The organism is Nocardiopsis suaedae (assembly GCF_027706745.1).
Lineage (GTDB): Bacteria > Actinomycetota > Actinomycetes > Streptosporangiales > Streptosporangiaceae > Nocardiopsis_A > Nocardiopsis_A suaedae.
Window position 1 is genome coordinate 18,768 of sequence record NZ_JAQFWP010000044.1, and the last position, 16,937, is coordinate 35,704.

General features: G+C 75.6%; 12 protein-coding genes. 3 read left to right on the plus strand and 9 right to left on the minus strand.

The window, feature by feature from the left end; genetic code table 11:
- Positions 1–25: 25 nt before the first annotated feature.
- The 8 genes from O4U47_RS20795 to O4U47_RS20830 form a co-directional block, all read right to left on the minus strand.
- Positions 26–1,381, minus strand: coding sequence for a dihydrolipoyl dehydrogenase family protein (locus O4U47_RS20795; RefSeq protein ID WP_270679589.1), 1,356 nt, complete (start codon positions 1,379–1,381; stop codon positions 26–28).
- Positions 1,382–1,495: 114 nt separating this feature from the next.
- The gene (gene ispG, locus O4U47_RS20800) at positions 1,496–2,638 is read right to left on the minus strand and encodes a flavodoxin-dependent (E)-4-hydroxy-3-methylbut-2-enyl-diphosphate synthase (RefSeq protein WP_408639003.1); all 1,143 of its coding nucleotides are present in this window, start codon (positions 2,636–2,638) and stop codon (positions 1,496–1,498) included.
- Positions 2,635–4,506 (minus strand): 1-deoxy-D-xylulose-5-phosphate synthase, encoded by a 1,872-nt coding sequence (locus O4U47_RS20805; RefSeq protein WP_270679590.1) that lies wholly within the window; start codon positions 4,504–4,506, stop codon positions 2,635–2,637. Before O4U47_RS20805 ends, ispG begins: the two co-directional genes overlap by 4 nt.
- Positions 4,503–5,819: a 4-hydroxy-3-methylbut-2-enyl diphosphate reductase gene (gene ispH / locus O4U47_RS20810; protein ID WP_270679591.1), complete on the minus strand. Its 1,317-nt coding sequence runs from the start codon at positions 5,817–5,819 to the stop codon at positions 4,503–4,505. Before ispH ends, O4U47_RS20805 begins: the two co-directional genes overlap by 4 nt.
- A gap of 124 nt (positions 5,820–5,943) precedes the next feature.
- Complete coding sequence (locus tag O4U47_RS20815; RefSeq protein ID WP_270679592.1) at positions 5,944–7,035, minus strand: family 2 encapsulin nanocompartment cargo protein polyprenyl transferase; 1,092 nt, start codon at positions 7,033–7,035, stop codon at positions 5,944–5,946.
- A gap of 95 nt (positions 7,036–7,130) precedes the next feature.
- The gene (locus tag O4U47_RS20820; protein WP_270679593.1) at positions 7,131–8,567 is read right to left on the minus strand and encodes a family 2B encapsulin nanocompartment shell protein; all 1,437 of its coding nucleotides are present in this window, start codon (positions 8,565–8,567) and stop codon (positions 7,131–7,133) included.
- On the minus strand, positions 8,564–10,840 hold the full coding sequence (locus O4U47_RS20825) for a terpene synthase family protein (protein ID WP_270679594.1): 2,277 nt from the start codon (positions 10,838–10,840) through the stop codon (positions 8,564–8,566). Before O4U47_RS20825 ends, O4U47_RS20820 begins: the two co-directional genes overlap by 4 nt.
- 4 nt (positions 10,841–10,844) lie before the next feature.
- Positions 10,845–12,272, minus strand: a complete 1,428-nt coding sequence (locus tag O4U47_RS20830) for a family 2B encapsulin nanocompartment shell protein (RefSeq protein WP_270679595.1) — start codon at positions 12,270–12,272, stop codon at positions 10,845–10,847.
- 560 nt (positions 12,273–12,832) lie between these two features.
- Here O4U47_RS20830 and O4U47_RS20835 point away from each other — a divergent pair.
- The 3 genes from O4U47_RS20835 to O4U47_RS20845 all read left to right on the plus strand — a co-directional run bounded on the left by O4U47_RS20835 (position 12,833) and on the right by O4U47_RS20845 (position 15,545).
- Positions 12,833–14,050, plus strand: coding sequence for a sensor histidine kinase (locus O4U47_RS20835; protein WP_270679596.1), 1,218 nt, complete (start codon positions 12,833–12,835; stop codon positions 14,048–14,050).
- Complete coding sequence (locus O4U47_RS20840) at positions 14,047–14,703, plus strand: response regulator transcription factor (RefSeq protein WP_270679597.1); 657 nt, start codon at positions 14,047–14,049, stop codon at positions 14,701–14,703. Before O4U47_RS20835 ends, O4U47_RS20840 begins: the two co-directional genes overlap by 4 nt.
- A gap of 236 nt (positions 14,704–14,939) precedes the next feature.
- Positions 14,940–15,545 (plus strand): response regulator transcription factor, encoded by a 606-nt coding sequence (locus O4U47_RS20845; protein ID WP_270679598.1) that lies wholly within the window; start codon positions 14,940–14,942, stop codon positions 15,543–15,545.
- Positions 15,546–15,561: 16 nt separating this feature from the next.
- On the opposite strand, the gene O4U47_RS20850 is transcribed toward O4U47_RS20845, so the two are convergent.
- On the minus strand, positions 15,562–16,923 hold the full coding sequence (locus O4U47_RS20850) for a nitroreductase family protein (protein ID WP_270679599.1): 1,362 nt from the start codon (positions 16,921–16,923) through the stop codon (positions 15,562–15,564).
- Positions 16,924–16,937 lie beyond the last annotated feature (14 nt).

The following is a 16,937-nucleotide window of genomic DNA, read 5'->3' on the forward strand; positions in this document are numbered from 1 at the left end:
GACGGCGCCGTGGCCCGCCGCGGGGTCACCCCTCCAGCTTCTCCACCGCGTTCACGTAGGCCTCGTTGAAGGTCGGGAACTGGGCGATCCCGTCGGCCAGGACGTCCAGGGGGACCTCCGCGCGCACCGCCAAGGCCGCGGTATGGATCCACTCCCCGGCCATCGGCGCCACCGCCCACGCCCCGATCAGGACCCGGCGCCCGGTGTCGGCCAGCACGCCCAGGCGGCCCCGCGGGTCGGTCGAGTAGGTCCACGGACGCGCCAGCTCCGTCGGCAGGTCCACCTCCGCCGACGCGGTCGCGATGCCGCGCTCGGCCGCCTGCCGCGCGGTCAGCCCCACCGCCGCCGTCTCCGGGTCGGTGAACAGCACCCGCGGCACCGCCGTGTAGTCCGCACGGCGGTCCCGCCCCAGGAGGTTGTCGGCGACCACGCGCCCCTGGTACTTGGCGACGTGCGTCAGCGCCGCCACCCCGGTGACGTCGCCGACCGCCCACAGCCCTTCCGCGGCCCGGCAGCGGTCGTCCACCTCCAGCCCCCTGCGGCCGACGTCGACCCCCTGCTCTTCCAGTCCCAGCCCGGCCGTGTTCGGGGTACGGCCGGTGGCCGCGAGCACCACCTCGGCCTCCACCCGCGAGCCGTCGTCCAGCTCCAGCGCGCTGAGCCCGGCGTCGTCGCGGAACGCCTTGACCACCTTGGTCCCCGTGCGCACCCGCGCCCCGTCGCGCTCCAGCGCCGCGGCGGCCTCCGCGCCGACCTCGGGCTCCTCCCGGCCCAGCAGGTGGTCCCCGCGCTCCAGCAGTTCGACGCCGGCCCCCATGCGCGCGAGGAACTGCCCCATCTCCACGGCCACCGCGCCCCCGCCGATCACGGCGACCGACGCGGGGACGCGCTCCAGCGTGGTCGCCTCCCGGTTGGTCCACGTCTCCACCGCGTCCAGCCCGGGGAGCGGCGGCAGCGCGGGCGACGACCCCGTCGCCACCACGATGTCGGGCGCGGCCAGGGTGCGGCCGGCCGCCTCCACCCGCCACGGGCCGCGGCCGGTCACCCGGGCGGCCCCCTTGACCACCGTGACGCCCTGCTCCTCGTAGCCCGCCACCTGACGGGAGTCGTCGAAGTGCCGTACGAGGGTGTCGCGGTAGTTCCGGATGCCCGGCCAGTCCAGCCCCGGCTCCGCGACCCCGGCCGACCCCGCGGCCTCGGACCGCACCTCGGGCGGGCGCAGCAGCGTCTTGGACGGGATGCAGGCGTAGTACCCGCACTCGCCGCCGATCAGCTCCCGCTCCACGACCGCGACCCGCCTGCCCGCCGCCGCCAGGCGGGACGCGACCGTCTCCCCGCCGGGCCCCATTCCGATGACGACGGTGTCGAACCGTTCCTCCACGGCAGCCTCCTCGGTCCGCTGTCCGCTCCCTGGCTACCCCGGCGGGCGGGACGGGTCGACGCGCCGCGCCGGTCGCGCCCCGGGCGGCCTCCTCCTCCGGCCGGGGCGCGGGGGTCACCCGTCCTCGGACACCTCCGCGATCTCCATCGCCTTCTCGATCAGCGCCTCCACGATCCTCGACTCCGGTACGGTCGCCACCACCTCGCCCTTCACGAAGATCTGCCCCTTGCCGTTGCCGCAGGACACGCCGATGTCGGCCTCCCGCGCCTCCCCGGGGCCGTTCACCACGCACCCCATCACCGCCACCCGCAGCGCCGCCGGGAACCCCTCGAACGCGGCGGCCACCTCCTGGGCCAGCGTGTGCACGTCCACCTGGGCCCGCCCGCACGACGGGCAGGACACGATCTCCAGCCCCCGCTCCCGCAGGGCGAACGCCTCCAGGATCTGGATGCCGACCTTGACCTCCTCCACCGGCGGCGCCGACAGCGACACCCGGATCGTGTCCCCGATCCCCCGGCTCAGCAGCGCCCCGAACGCCGCCGCCGACTTCACGGTGCCCTGCGGCGGCGGCCCGGCCTCGGTCACCCCCAGGTGCAGCGGGTAGTCGCAGCGCTCGGACAGCAGCTCGTAGGCGGGCACCACCACCGCCGGGTCGTGGTGCTTGACCGAGATCTTGATGTCGCCGAACCCGTGCTCCTCGAACAAGGAGCACTCCCACAGCGCCGACTCCACCAGCGCCTCGGGCGTCGCGCCGCCGTGCTTGGCCAGCAGGCGGCTGTCGAGCGACCCCGCGTTGACGCCGATGCGGATGGGCACCTGCGCGTCGGCGGCGGCCCGCGCGATCTCGCCGACCCGGTCGTCGAACCTCTTGATGTTGCCCGGGTTCACCCGCACCGCGGCGCACCCGGCCTCGATCGCGGCGAAGACGTACTTGGGCTGGAAGTGGATGTCGGCGACCACCGGGATCTGCGACCGCGCGGCGATCCTCGGCAGCGCCCCGGCGTCGTCGGCGCTGGGCACCGCCACCCGCACGATCTGGCAGCCGGCCGCCGTCAGCTCGGCGATCTGCTGCAGCGTGGCGTCGACGTCGGCGGTGACGGTGGTCGTCATGGACTGCACCGACACCGGCGCGCCGCCGCCCACCGGCACGCCGCCCACGTCGAGGCGGCGGGTGGGGCGGCGGTCGGGCGCGCGCGGCCCCGTCCACGGCTCGGGGTCGGAGGGCATGCGGGGGAAGCCCAGTTCGGTCGCGGTCATGGTGTGCTCCTCTCCCGGCGGACCCCGGAGTGCCCGGAGGCTCCGGGCCGGGAGCCGCCGTGCGGAAGGTGGTCGAGGACGGCGGCGGCGATCCCCGCCGGGTCGAGGCCGTGCTCGTCGAGGATCCCGGCGCGTGGGCCGTGCGGGAGGAACCGCGGCGGCAGCGCCAGGGTGACCGTGCGGGTGGCCGACCCGCGCCGGGCCAGCTCCTGGCCGAGCCGGGCGCCCAGGGAGTTGGCCGCGGTGGCGTCCTCGGCGGTCAGCACGAGGGGGTGCGCGGCGGCCAGTTCCACCAGGGCGTTGTCGAGCGGCGCGATCCACCGCGGGTCGGCCGCGCTGGTGCGCACCCCGCGCGCCGCCAGCATCCGGGAGGCCTCCAGGCAGGCCCCCGCCATCGGCCCCACGCCTAGCAGCAGCACGTCGGCGGCGGGGTCCTCCCGCAGCAGGTCGCAGTGGCCGATCCGGGCCTGCGCGGGCACGTCCGGCCCGGCCGAGGCCTTGGGGTAGCGCAGTGCGGTCGGCCCGCCGTCCTCGTCGACCGCCTCGCGCAGCAGCTCCCGCAGCGCGGCGCAGTCCCGGGGCGCGGCCAGCCGCAGCCCCGGCACCACCGGCAGCAGCGCCGCGTCCCACATCCCGTGGTGGCTGGGCCCGTCCGGGCCGGTCACCCCCGCCCGGTCCAGCACCAGCACCACCGGCAGCCGGTGCAGGGCCGCGTCCAACAGCACCTGGTCGAAGGCGCGGCCGAGGAAGGTGGAGTAGACCGCCACCACCGGCCGCGCCCCGCCCAGCGCGAGCCCGGCGGCGGAGGTCACCGCGTGCTGCTCGGCGATGCCCACGTCGAAGACGCGCCCGGGGAAGCGGCGCGCGAACGCCTCCAGCCCGGTCGGCCCGGGCATGGCGGCGGTCACGCACACCACGTCCGGGCGCTCGGCGCCGATCGCCGCGATCTCCTCGCCGAACACCGAGGTCCAGGACGGGCCGGACGGGGACCGCGCGCGGCCGGTGCGCGGGTCGACCACGCCCACGGTGTGCAGGTGGTCGGCCCGGTCCCGCTCGGCCGGCGGGTACCCGTGCCCCTTGCCGGTGACGCAGTGCACCACCGTCGGCCGTCCGAGGGCGGCGGCCTCGCGCAGCGCGTCCTCCACCGCCCGGGTGTCGTGCCCGTCGACCGGCCCCAGGTAGGCGAGGCCGAGGGCGGTGAACACGCCGCCCCCGTCCTCGCCCGCCGCCTCCCTGCCGTCCGACCCGCGCAGGCGCGCCAGGTGTGCGGCCAGCCCGCCGGAGGTGGGGGAGTAGGAGCGCCCGTTGTCGTTGAGCACCACCACGACCGGCCGGTCGGGCGCGGCGCCCAGGTTGTTCAGCGCCTCCAGGCTCATCCCGCCGGTGAGCGCGCCGTCGCCGACCAGCGCCACCACCCGGCGGCGCCGCTCACCGCGCAGGGCCAGCGCCTTGGCCAGCCCGTCGGCGTAGGACAGCGCGGTCGAGGCGTGCGAGTTCTCGATGACGTCGGTGCCCGACTCGGCGCGGCTGGGGTAGCCGGACATCCCGCCCTCCGCGCGCAGCCCGTCGAACCCCTCCCGCCGCCCGGTGAGCAGCTTGTGCACGTAGGACTGGTGGCCGGTGTCGAAGAGCAGCACGTCCCCGCCCTCGCGGACGTCGAACACGCGGTGCAGGGCCAGCGTCAGCTCCACCACCCCGAGGTTGGGGCCCAGATGCCCGCCGGTCCGGCAGACCCGGTCGATGAGGAAGGAGCGGATCTGCCCGGCCAGGTCCGGCAGCAGCGCGTCGGGCAGGGCGCGCAGGTCGGCGGGGGAGTCGACGCGGTCCAGCAGCGGCGTGTGCGGACCGGCCCCGTTCGCCCCCGTCATCGGCGCCTCACCGGGGCGGGCAGGGTGAAGTGCACGGTCTCGCGGGCGGTCTCGTACTCGGTGACCGACAGCGGCCCCAGCCCGCGCAGCGCCGCGACCACCGCGTCGACCAGGGCGGGCGGCGCGGAGGCCCCGGCCGTCAGCCCCACCGTGCGGGCACCGGCCAGCCACTCGGGGCGGATGTCGCCGGGGGCGTCGATCAGGTGCGCCGGGGTGCCGTTCCGCTCGGCCAGCTCCACCAGGCGCACGGAGTTGGAGGAGTTGTCCGACCCGACGACCAGCACCGTGTCGGACTCGTCGGCGATGGCGGCCAGGGCGTCCTGCCGGTTGGTGGTGGCGTAGCAGATGTCGTCGGAGGCGGGACCGCGCAGCGCGGGGAAGCGGGCGCGCAGCACGTCCACGATCTCGGCCGTCTCGTCCACGGCCAGCGTGGTCTGGGTGAGGTAGGAGATCCGGCCGGGGTCGGGCACCTCCAGCCGGGCCGCCTCCTCGGGGGTCTGCACCAGGACGGTGCGGGAGGGCGCCTCGCCCAGCGTGCCCTCGACCTCTTCGTGCCCCCCGTGCCCGATGAGCACCACGGTGTCCCCGCGGGACGCGAACCGGCGCGCCTCGGTGTGCACCTTGGTGACCAGGGGGCAGGTGGCGTCGATGACGTCGAGGCCGCGCCGGTCGGCCTCCTCGCGGACGGCGGGGGACACCCCGTGGGCGGAGAAGACGACGGTCCGCCCGGCCGGGACGGCGTCCAGCTCGTCGACGAAGACCGCGCCGCGCTCCTGCAGGTCGGCCACGACGCGGGTGTTGTGCACGATCTGCTTGCGCACGTAGACGGGGGCGCCGCACTGCTCCAGCGCGCGTTCGACGATCTCGATGGCCCGCTCCACCCCGGCGCAGAACGAGCGCGGAGCGGCCAGGAGAACCCGGCGGGGGACACCGGCCGCCTCCCGCCAGGAGGAGAACGCCGCACGGGCGGCCTCCTCGGTCCGCGCGGCCGCGCCTTCCCGCAGGTCCTCGATCTCGACCCCCAGGCCGATACGGGCGTCGGCGCCTTCGGCGCCGGTGCCGTCGAGGACGGCGGCGAGGACGGCGCCCGCGCCGGTGCCGCCGGGGCCGGGCAGGGAGACCGGTCCGCGCCGGACCGGGACCCCGGCGCGGGTGAGGGAACCGTCGAGCAGGTCGGCGGCGGGGCAGGGGACGGGCGGCCCGTCGTCGGGGACGAGGACGTCGGCGACCAGCGCCGCCGTGGGCCCGGTGCCGCCGGGGGGCGGTCCGGCCGCGTGCGACGGAAGGCCCGTCGCACCGCTGGAAACGGTCATGGCTTCCTCCTCGGGGGTCGTCGTGTCGGAAGTCGACGGATAGTGGTGATACGGCCCCTCTCGGTGACGGGGGCGGGGCGTCCCGCGCCGGTGCCGCGGCCGCGGGAGGCCCGCCCGGCCCGTCCTAGCCGTCGCGGTGGGCGGCCAGGCGTGCCAGGGACGCCAGCTCCTCCCGGTGGCGGCCGGGGGGGACCGCCGTGCGCAGGGCCTCCAACGCGTTCTCCAGCAGGGCGTCCGCCCGTTCGGTCGCCCACGCCCGGCCGCCCGCCGCCTCCACGAGGCCCGCCGCGTGCTCGGCCTCGGCGCCGGAGAGCCGCTCGTGCCCGGCCATCAGCGCGTGCAGCTCGTCCCCGGCGGGGGTCCCCGACGCCACCGCCGCCACCACCGGCAGCGTCTTCTTCCGGCTGCGCAGGTCGGAGTGGACCGGCTTGCCGGTCACCTCCGGGTCGCCCCAGATCCCCAGCAGGTCGTCGGCGATCTGGAAGGACAGCCCCAGGTTCGCGCCGAAGTCGCGCATCGCCCCCACCCGGGCCGGTCCCGCCCCCGCCCACAGCGCGCCCAGGGCGGTACAGCAGGCCATCAGGGCCCCCGTCTTGCCGTGCGCCATGGACAGGCACTCGTCCAGGTCCACGTCCTCGCGCCGTTCGAAGGAGAGGTCGGCCGACTGGCCGCCGATCAGGTCCTGCACGGCGGCGGCGAGCACCCGCCCGGCCTCGGCGGCGCGGTGCGCCCCCACGAGGGACCCGCCCCGGGACACCTCCTCGAACGCCAGGGTGAGCAGCGCGTCCCCGGCCAGGACCGCCGGGCCCGCGCCGAACACCGTCCAGGCGGTGGGCCGGTGGCGGCGGGTGGTGTCCCCGTCCATCACGTCGTCGTGCAGGAGGGAGAAGTTGTGCACCAGCTCCACGGCGGCCGCGGGCGGCAGCGCCGGCCGGGCGCCGCCGCCGACGGCCTCGGCCGCCAGCAGCACCAGCGCCGGGCGCAGCGCCTTGCCGCCGCCCCCGGCCACCGGTGCCCCGTCTCCGTCGCACCAGCCGAAGTGGTACCCGCCGATGCGCCGCATCGCCGGGGGCAGGCCCTCCACGGCCTCGCGCAGCGCCGGGACCACCAGGTCGCGGGAGTCGGACAGCACACCGGCGGCGCTGCGCGGCGGCGGGCCCGCGGCGGCGGGCGGGGCCGGTGCGGTCGGCTCGGTTGCGGATTCTGTGGGGGACATGGGACCTCCCAAACGGGTCGGCGCGGCCGGTCGGGCCTCGGTTCTCTCGGAGGAGGGGCGGGGCCGCCGCTGTGCGGGCGGCCCCGGGGACGGGTTCACCGGCCGAGTTCGACGTTCTCCAGCACGCCCAGGGCGTCGGGGACCAGGACCGCCACCGAGTGGTAGGCGGTCACCAGGAAGCGCCGGACCGCCTGGTCACCGATGTCCATGGCGCGCACCGACACCCCGGGAACGTGCTCGTCGGGCAGCCCGGTGCGGTGCAGGCCGATCACCCCCTCGTCCTGCTCCCCGGTCCGCATCACCAGGACCGAGGTGGTGCCGGCGCGGCTGACCGGGACCTTGTCGCTGGGCAGCAGGGGCACTCCGCGCCACGTCATCACGGCCTGCCCCTCCACCCGCGCGGTCCCCGGCATCACCCCGCGCCGGGAGCACTCGCGCCCGAACGCGGCGATCGCCTTGGGGTGCGCCAGGAAGAACTGCGACTTGCGGCGCCTGCTGAGCAGCTCGTCCAGGTCGTCCGGGCCGGGCGGCCCGGAGCGGGTGGACACCCGCTGCCGGGGGTCGGCGTTGTGCAGCAGGCCGAAGCCCCGGTCGTTGAGCAGGTCGAACTCGCGCCGCTCCATCAGCGAGTCCACCGTCACGCGCAGCTGCTCCCCCTGCTGGTCCATGGGCTGGCTGTACAGCTCGGCCACCCTGGTGTGCACCCGCAGCACCGTCTGGGCGATGCCCAGCTCGTACTCGCGCGGCGAGGGGTCGTAGTCGACGAACGTCCCCGGGACGACCGGCTCCCCGGTGTGCCCGGCCGCCATGGCGACGGCCGCCTCGCCGAGCCGGTTGGTCTCCGGGCGGGGGCCGTTCCGCGCCCGGCGCACCAGGGCGTCGAGCGCCGGGACGCGGTCGCGCAGCGCGGCGAAGTCGTCCGCCGCCAGCGCCAGCACCGTGCACCCGGTGGCGGCGGTCAGGGTCTCCGCCCACGGTTCGGCCTGCGACGCCGGCCCGGCCAGCGCCGAGCCCCCGGCGACCTCCCCGGACGACAGCAGCCCCAGGTGGGCCGGGTCGCCGAACGGGCCGGTGCCGGTGCGCCGCACCTTGCCGTGCGCGACCAGCAGCACCCGGTCGGCGGGCGATCCGGCCTCGGCGATGGTCTCGCCGGGCCGGTAGCGCACCTGGGTGAAGGCGTCGGCGACCGCGGTCAGCGCCTCCATCCCCGCGGCGCTCCCCTCGTCGGCCCCGCGCAGCAGGGCCAGTTCGCGCAGCCCGGCGGGGAGGGGCCGGTGGTCGGTGCCGACGCGGACCACGGGCACGCGGCCGTCGCCGAGGGAGTGGGTCAGGCGGCGGTTCACCCGGTAGGCGCCGCCGGGGACGTCGGTCCAGGGCAGCATCCGGGAGAGCCAGCGGGGGGTGGTCTCCCGGGTGGCCGGGGGCGTCTTGGTGGTCGTGGCCAGTTTCCGTGCGGCCCCGGTGGCCAGGCTCTGCGGAGGCGGGGGGACCCCGTCCGCGGCCGCTCCGGGACCGTCGTGCGTCTGGGTCATGGTGCGCACCGTTCGTCGAGTCGCGGTCGGGTGTGGGGGTGGTCGGGAGCGGAGGGCCGGGGGAGGCGGGCGGCCGCGGTCCCCGGGCCGCGCGGGCCGCCGAGGAGGCGGCGCAGCACCGGGCTGGTGGCCCCGGGCGCCCCGGAGGCCGGCACGGCCCGGTAGCGCCCCGTCGCGGCGGACCACGCGCGGTCTCCGGCGAGCCACAGGCGCAGGGCGTTCATGTACCGCTCTACCCGCGCCGTCGCCTCGCGTCCCAGCTCCATCTCGGCGCACAGCGCCGGGACGTCCTCGCGGGCGGCCCGCTCGAACTCCTCCAGCCGGGCGTCGGCCGCCGCCGAGAGGATCCGGGCGGCGTCCTGGGCGGAGGTCCCGAAGAACCGCTGCGCCACCAGGACGCCGTTGTTGACGTCGGCCTCCTCCTCCATCTCCTTGCGGTAGGACAGGATGTCGTTGCGCAGCGGCCCCACGTCGGCCCAGGACTCGTTCAGCGACCGCACCGCGTCGTCGGCCAGGAAGTCCTCGGGCAGCGGCCCGCCGGGGCCGTCCCCGTCCGCCAGCCGGGCCAGCTCCAGCGAGAACAGGGTCCCGCCGGTGCGCCTGCGCATCTCGATGTAGTCGATCGGGTCGGGCACCCGGTGCTGGGCGTCGTTGGCCAGCTCCCACAGCCACGACCCGGTGAAGTCGGCGAGGACCCGGGGGAAGGACCGCCGGGCCGTGGGCGACAGCAGCGGCGCGGTGCGCCGCCACAGGTCGGCCAGCCCGCGCTGGGCCGGGTCGGCCGGGGCGGGCGCCGCCCCGGGCTCCTCCGGCAGGAAGGCCTCCAGTCCTTCCAGGTAGGCGCGGGCCCCCGCGCGGTCCCGGGTGAGCTTGAACTCCTGGACGAACAGGTCGTCGAGGTAGAACCCCCACACGTGCCAGTCGGCGACCAGGTCCAGCTCCTCGGCGCCGGCCTCGGGGTGGGTGAGGGCGGCGAAGAGCCCGTAGTCGGCGGCGTCGAAGGCCGCCTCGTCCCACACCGGCGTCGACAGCATGCCCGTCGTCCCGGCCCACCCCTTGGTGTGCGCCCGCACCCGGTCCAGGTGGGGGCTGGTGCGCGCCGGGTAGGGCATCGCGAAATCGGGCGGCTCGACCGGCTCGGCCGGGGTGCGCTGCACCGGGCCGTGCGAGGTCGCGAACGCCCGGGAGCCCAGGGCGACGGTGGCCGCCGCCCGGACCGCCGCGGTGCCCGTCCCCTTGGGCACGGGGAGGCCGTCGGTGGCGGCCACCGACGCGGCGCCGGGGTAGCGCCCCGACTCCAGGTGCCAGGCGTCGGTCCCGGAGAACCACTCCTGGAGCCCTTTGACGTAGCGCAGGACGCGCCCCTTCTCCGCGTCGTCGAGGGCGTGCTCGGCGAAGAGCGGGGGCAGCTCGGTGGCGGCGGTGTTCTCGATCAGGCGCATCCGCGACCCGACGACGTCCCGCATCACCTCGGCGGCCCGCTGCGGCCCGCACTCCAGGAAGGTGTCCATCACCAGGACGCCGTTGTCGAGCTCGCCCTCCTCCTCGACCTCGCGGACGTAGGAGTACACGTCGTTGTGCATCCCGGCGGCGTCGGCGAAGGCGTCGGTGACCACCCGCAGCGGCCGGGTGCGGGCCACCCGGGCCGGCAGCTCGGCGCCGAGCACCGCCTCCACCAGGCCGGCCGACCACTCGGCTCCGCCGGCCCGGCGCCGCATCTGCAGGTAGTCGATGGGGTTGGCGACCTCGTCCTTGGCGATGGAGACCAGTTCCCGCAGCGACTCGTCGGTGAGGTTGCGGGTGTAGCCCAGGAACCGCTCGCGCCAGTCGCGGGACATCGCCGGGGCGGTGCGCAGCCACAGGTCGGCCAGGGACCGCTCGACGGGGGCGCCCGCCTCGGGCACCCCGTCCCCGGGGTCGAGCGGCATGTACGCCCGCAGGCCCAGCAGGTAGGCCTTGGCGGCCTCCTTGTCCCGGGTGCGCTTGAACATCTCCAGGAAGTGGTCGTCGAAGTAGAACACCCACACGTACCAGTCGGCGGCCAGCTTCATCAGCCGCTCGTCGCAGTCGGGGTGGGTGTAGGCGGCCAGGAGCGGGAAGTCGTGGGCCTCGTACTTCTCCCGGGTCCACACGGGCGTGCCGTCCGGTCCGGTGTCGTCGAAGATCCCCATCTCCTCGGTCCAGGCTCTGGAGTGCTCCCGCGCGGCCTCCACATGGGGGTTCAGCCGCGCGGGGTACAGCGCGTAGAACGGCGGGATCCGGTAGGGGTGCACGGTGCTACCCGGCCTCCCGGCCGAGCTCGACGTGCTCCAGGATCCCCAGGGCGTCGGGCACCATGACCGCCGCCGAGTAGTAGGTGCTCACCAGGTAGGAGATGATCGCCTTCTCGTCGATGCCCATGAACCGCACCGACAGGCCGGGCTCGTACTCGTCCGGCAGCCCGGTCTGGTTCAGCCCGATCACGCCCTGGGTCTGCTCGCCGGTGCGCATCAGCATGATCGAGGAGGTGCGGGTGGAGCTGACCGGGATCTTGTTGCAGGGGAACATCGGCACCCCGCGCCAGGCCGGGATCTGGTGGCCGCCGTGGTCGACGGTCTGCGGGTACAGGCCGCGCTCGGAGCACTCCCGGCCGAAGGCGGCGATCGCCTTGGGGTGGGCCAGGAAGAACGCGGGCTCCTTCCACACCAGGCTGAGCAGGTCGTCCATGTCGTCGGGGGTGGGCGGCCCGCTGCGGGTGGGGATGCGCTGCTCCAGCGCGGCGTTGTGCAGCAGCCCGAACTCGCGGTTGTTGACCATCTCGGCCTCCTGGCGCTCGCGCAGGGCCTCGATGGTGAGCCGGAGCTGCTCGCCGACCTGGCTCATCGGCTCGTTGTAGAGGTCGGCGACGCGGGTGTGCACCCGCAGCACCGTCTGGGCCACGCTCAGCTCGTACTCGCGCGGCTCCATCTCGTAGTCGACGAAGGTTCCCGGCAGGTCGGGCTCGCCGACGTGGCCCGAGGACATGTCGATGGCGGCCTCGCCGTGCTCGTTGGCGGGGGCGCCCAGGCCGGACAGGAAGGCCTCGATGTGCGCGCGCAGGTCCTCGGAGCGGTCGGCGACCTCCTGGAAGGCCGACCGGTCCAGGGAGAGCACGGTGGTGGGGGTGACCGCCTTGACGGTGATCTCCCACCGGTCGGCCCCGCCGACCAGCGACAGGTCGCCGAAGTGGTCGCCGTCGACGAGGGTCTCCAGCACCACCGGGTCGCCGAACTCGCCGGTGCCGATCTCGTTGGCCTTGCCGTGCGCCACCAGGTGGACCCGGTCGGCGGCGTCCCCGGCGGTCACGATGGGCTGCCCGGCCTCGTACTCGGACTGCTGGAAGCGGCCGGCCAGCTCGGTCAGCAGGGCGTCGTCGTCGAAGCCGCGCAGCAGCGGCAGTTCGCGCAGTTCCTGGGGGATCACCGAGATCTCGGCGCCGCGGGTGGTGAAGGTGACCCGGCCGTCGCCGACCACGGCGCTGAGCCGGCGGTTCACCCGGTAGGCGCCGCCCGCGCAGCGGACCCAGGGGAGCAGGCGCAGCAGCCAGCGGGAGGAGATCTCCTGCATCTGCGGTTGGGACTTGGTGGTCGTGGCCAGGTTGCGGGCCGCGGCCGTCCCGAGGCTGAGCTGGGGCCGGGGAGCGCCGCCGTCCTGGGCTTCGGTACCGGATTCGAGCTGCTCGGTCACGGAGCACCGCCATTTCTGCAGTCGTGTGAACTCTTCACGGGGGTGGACGGCGCGATGCCCGCGCAGCGGCCTCCTCGGGGGGAGGGGACCGCGTGGGAACCGCGCCGACACAAGGGGATTGAAAGCCCGCTCGGTCGACCGACGTCCTACCCCCGCCTTTCTCGGGACATGCCGGGGCGTATTCGCGGCAGCGGGGGAAATTCGCTCCCCGGAGTACGCACGGGGTGATTCGGCCCCGGCGGGCGGGGTGGGGACGAGTGGGGTCGCACCGGTCCTTCCTGCGAAGAGTCGGGACGCGCGCGGTTGCGGACAGGCTCCAATATTCTCCGCAATGAAGGAGGGAGCACGGGTTTCCGCCCTTGCGGACCCGTTATGTATTCGGCGCGCATCCCCGAGGTCCGGTCATCCTCATCCGCTATGTCTGAGTGAATTCGTTTGGGGTGTTGATCGGTTATCGGCGATGACGGGCGGGGAGGGCGGGATTGCACGTTCGTTACTGCATCGGGGGGAATGTCCGGCGGTAGGGTCGGTGCCGGGATCGACCGGAGGGGTGGTGCGCGATGGCGCGGTCGGTGCGGCGGTGGGCCCAGGACCTGCTCGTCTTCGGGTTCGTCCTGGCGTGGGCGCCGATCATGGCGGTGGTGCACGCGGTCGACGGCGCGCCGCGGGACGTCCCGGAGCCGGTGGTGGCCGCCGACACGCTCGCCTGGGTCGCGGCCGCGGCCGCAGTGTGGGCGCGGCGGCGGTGGCCGGTGGGCACCGCCCTGTTCCTGGTCGCCCTGAGCACCTTCTCCGAACTGGTCGGAGGGGCGATGCTGGTCGCCCTGTACGGGGTGGCCCTGCGCCGCCCCACGCGCACCGCGGCGGCGGTCGGCGCGGCCGCGGTGGCCGCCGGCCTGGTCTTCGGCGCGCTGCGCCCCGAGCCCGGCCTGCCCTTCGCCTTCAACCTGCTCTTCGCCGCGGCCGTCGGCGGCGTGCTGTCGTTCGCGGTGCTGGGGTGGGGGATGTACGCGCGCGCCCGCCGCAGCCTGGTGGAGTCGCTGCGCGAGCGCGCCGTCCGCGCGGAGGGGGAGGCGCGGGCCCAGGCCGAGCGGGTCCGGCTGGCCGAGCGGGAGGCGGTGCTGCTCGCCGACCGGGCGCGGCTGTCCGAGCGCGAGCGCATCACCCGGGAGATGCACGACGTGCTGGGGCACCGGCTGTCCCTGCTGAGCGTGCACGCCGGGGCGCTGGAGTACCGCCGCGACGCCTCGCCGGAGGAGGTCGCCGGTGCCGCCGGGGTGATCCGGGACAGCGCGCACAAGGCGCTGGAGGACCTGCGCGAAGTGATCGGCATGCTGCGGTCCGACGACGATGACGGCGGCGACGGCGGCAGCGCCGGCGGAGGCGCCGGATTGGACGGGATCGCCGCCCTGGTCGAGGAGTCGCGGGCCGCCGGGATGGACGTCGGCCTGGACGAGGACGTCGCCGAACCCGGGGCGGCCCCGGGCGCGGCCGGGCGCAGCGCCTACCGCGTCGTGCAGGAGTGCCTGACCAACGCGCGCAAGCACGCCCCGGGCGCGCGGGTCGCGGTCCGCGTGGCCGGTGGGCCGGGCGACGGGCTCGACGTGGAGGTGGTCTCCGATCCCTGCCCCGGCCCCGCGCCCGGCCCCGGGGCAGGGTCGGGCGCGGGCCTGGTCGGCCTGTCCGAGCGCGTGGCGCTGGCCGGGGGCACCCTGGAGCACGGCCCCCGTGCCGACGGCGGGTTCGCGGTCCGGGCGTGGCTACCCTGGGCACCATGACGAGCATCCGCGTCCTGCTGGCCGACGACGACCCGCTGGTGCGCTCCGGGCTGGCGCTGATGCTCGGTGGCGCGCCCGACGTCGAGGTCGCCGGGGAGGCCGGGGACGGCGACGCGGCCTGCGCCCTGGCCCGGCGGCTGCGCCCGGACGTCGTCCTGATGGACATCCGGATGCCCGGGACCGACGGCCTGGAGGCCACCGAGGCGCTGCGCGCCGGGCCGGACGCCCCGGAGGTGATCATCCTGACCACCTTCGACACCGATGAGCACGTGCTGCGCGCCCTGCGCGCGGGCGCGGCGGGGTTCCTGCTCAAGGACACCCGCCCGGAGGAGATCGTCGGGGCGCTGCGCCGCCTGCGGGCGGGCGAGCCGGTGCTGTCCCCGTCGGTGGCCCGGCGCCTGATCGCGCACGTGGCCGGGGGCGGGGACGAGGCGCTGCGCCGCCGGAACCGGGCGCGCGAGCGGCTGGCGCTGCTGAGCGGCCGCGAGCGGGAGGTGGCGGCGGCCATCGGCCGCGGCGCGTCCAACGCCGAAATCGCCGACGGGTTGTACATGGGCCTGCCCACGGTGAAGACGCACGTGTCCCGCATCCTCACCAAGCTCGATCTGAACAACCGGGTACAGATCGCCCTGCTCGCCAACGACGCGGAATGACGGAAGCCTGCCTCCTTGCCGTTTCATGACGCGGAATCGGTCGGCGGTGCGGCGCGAGGCGCAGGGAAACCGAAGTCGATTAGTCCTGCCGTGAACATCTTGTCCGAAAGTGGACAATTGTGAAAAGTCGGGACGAGGTCGGGACCCACTAAAGTGTCCGAAGGCGGCCACCGCCCCCGGGGCGGCCATGAAGGACAGCCGTCGCCGTCCACCGCCGGAAGGAAGAGAACACAGCAGTGATCCGGGTGATCCTGGCCGAAGACATGCACATGGTCCGGGGAGCGCTGGTGTCCCTCCTCGGCTTGGAGGACGATATCGAGGTCGTCGCCGAAGTGGTCTCGGGGGACGAGATCCTCCCGGTCGTCCTCGAGCACCGCCCCGACGTCGCGATCATCGACATCGACCTGCCGGGCAAGGACGGCCTCACCGCCGCGACCGAGATCCGGGACAAGGCGCCCGAGACGCGCACGCTCATCCTCACCAGCCTCGGCAAGCCGGGGACGATGCGGCGCGCCCTGGAGGCCAAGGTCGGCGGCTTCCTGCTCAAGGACGCCCCGCCCAAGGAGCTCGCCGACGCCGTGCGCGGGGTCAACTCCGGGCGCCGGGTCGTCGACGGGGAACTGGCCCTCGCCGCGTTCGAGACCGAGGAGTGCCCGCTGACCCCCCGGGAACTGGACGTGTTGCGCCTGGCGGCGGACGGGATCGACGTCACCGACATCGCCGGGCGGCTCTTCCTGACCGCCGGGACCGTGCGCAACTACCTGACCTCGGCGACCACCAAGCTCAACGCCCGCAACCGGGTGGACGCCATCCGCATCGCCGCGGAGGCGGGCTGGATCTGACCGGAGGCGGCCCGCCTCACCCGGCGCTGAAGTCGCCGGTGGGGACCTCGGCGATGCCGTCCAGGCGCAGGGCCCGGGCCGAGGTCTCGCCGTCGCCGGTGACCAGGACCGAGGCGGCCAGGCGCAGGTCCTGGGCGGCCTGGCGCAGCCGCTCCTGCAGGGCGCCGGTCAACAGCAGGGCGGTGGCGTACGGGCTGGCCTCGACCGACCGCGGGATGGCCGGCATCCGCGCCGCGATGGTGATCAGCACCGCCGGGACCGGGCCGCTGCCCCCGGCCACCCGGGCGCAGTCCAGCAGCGCCCGGGTGTCCTCCTCGTCGGAGTTGACCAGCAGCAGCGCGTGGCCCCGCGGGGAGTAGCGGTAGATGCCGCGCTCCACGTCGCTGCTGTGGTTGACGGTGATGTAGAAGTCCAGCGACCGCTCCGGCCCCGGCACCGCGGGCACCGCGTCCATGACGCCGGGGGCGCCCTGGTCCAGCGCACGTGAGAGCAGGGCCCCCAGCTCGGCGGCGCGCAGGGGGCGTCCCGGGTCCGGGGGGACCACCACGGCGCGCACCGGCGGCTTCGCCCCGGGGAGCGGGACCCGCCGGGGCGGCGGCCGGTTCCCCGGCCCGGTCCGGGCGGACGCGGCCAGCGACCGGCCGTCGCGACCGGGTCGGCGCCGGGAGTGGAACAGCAGGTCGTGCGGGGACCAGGGGGCCAGGCGGGTGTCGGTGTCCTCCAGCAGGAGCGGGCGGCCGCCCTCGGGCCCGCGCCGCCCCTGGACCGCCACCCCGGCCGCGGTCAGGTGGGCGACCACCTCCCACAGCACCGCGGGCGCGATGTCGTCCAGCTCCGCGGCCAGCTCCTCGGGGCCCACCGGGGAGGCCAGCGCCCCGATCACCCGCAGCGCCTCGGACCGGTGGAGCACCACCCGGTGCAGCGCCAGCGGGGACTCGGCCAGCAGCAGGGTGCCCGAGGTGCGCACCACCGCGTACCGCGACATCCGCACCACCAGCCCCGCCGGGAGGCGGGGCCGCAGCGGCGGGGTGAACCGGGCCCACGGCGCGACCGGTTCCACGGACAGCACCGGGCCGCCCAGATTCCCATCGGACAGCGAATGGACCACGCACCCGTCCAGGTCCTCCAGGACGCGCCGGACCCCGTCCAGCGCCCGGTCCCGTTCCGGCCCCCCGCAGGGGAGCACGTTGTCCGGGCTGACCGGCCCCAGCGACATCCGGTCCAGCAGCGTCCGCACGGCGGGGCCGGGGTCGGCGACGCGCACGTCCCCCCACCGCGAGGCGACGGTCAGCGAACCGTCGGCGCCCTCCTCGACCAGGGCGCCGTCGATGAGGGAGAGCAGTCGCTGGGGGCGCGTCCCCCCGCCGTGCTGGAACATCCGCCGTCCAAGGG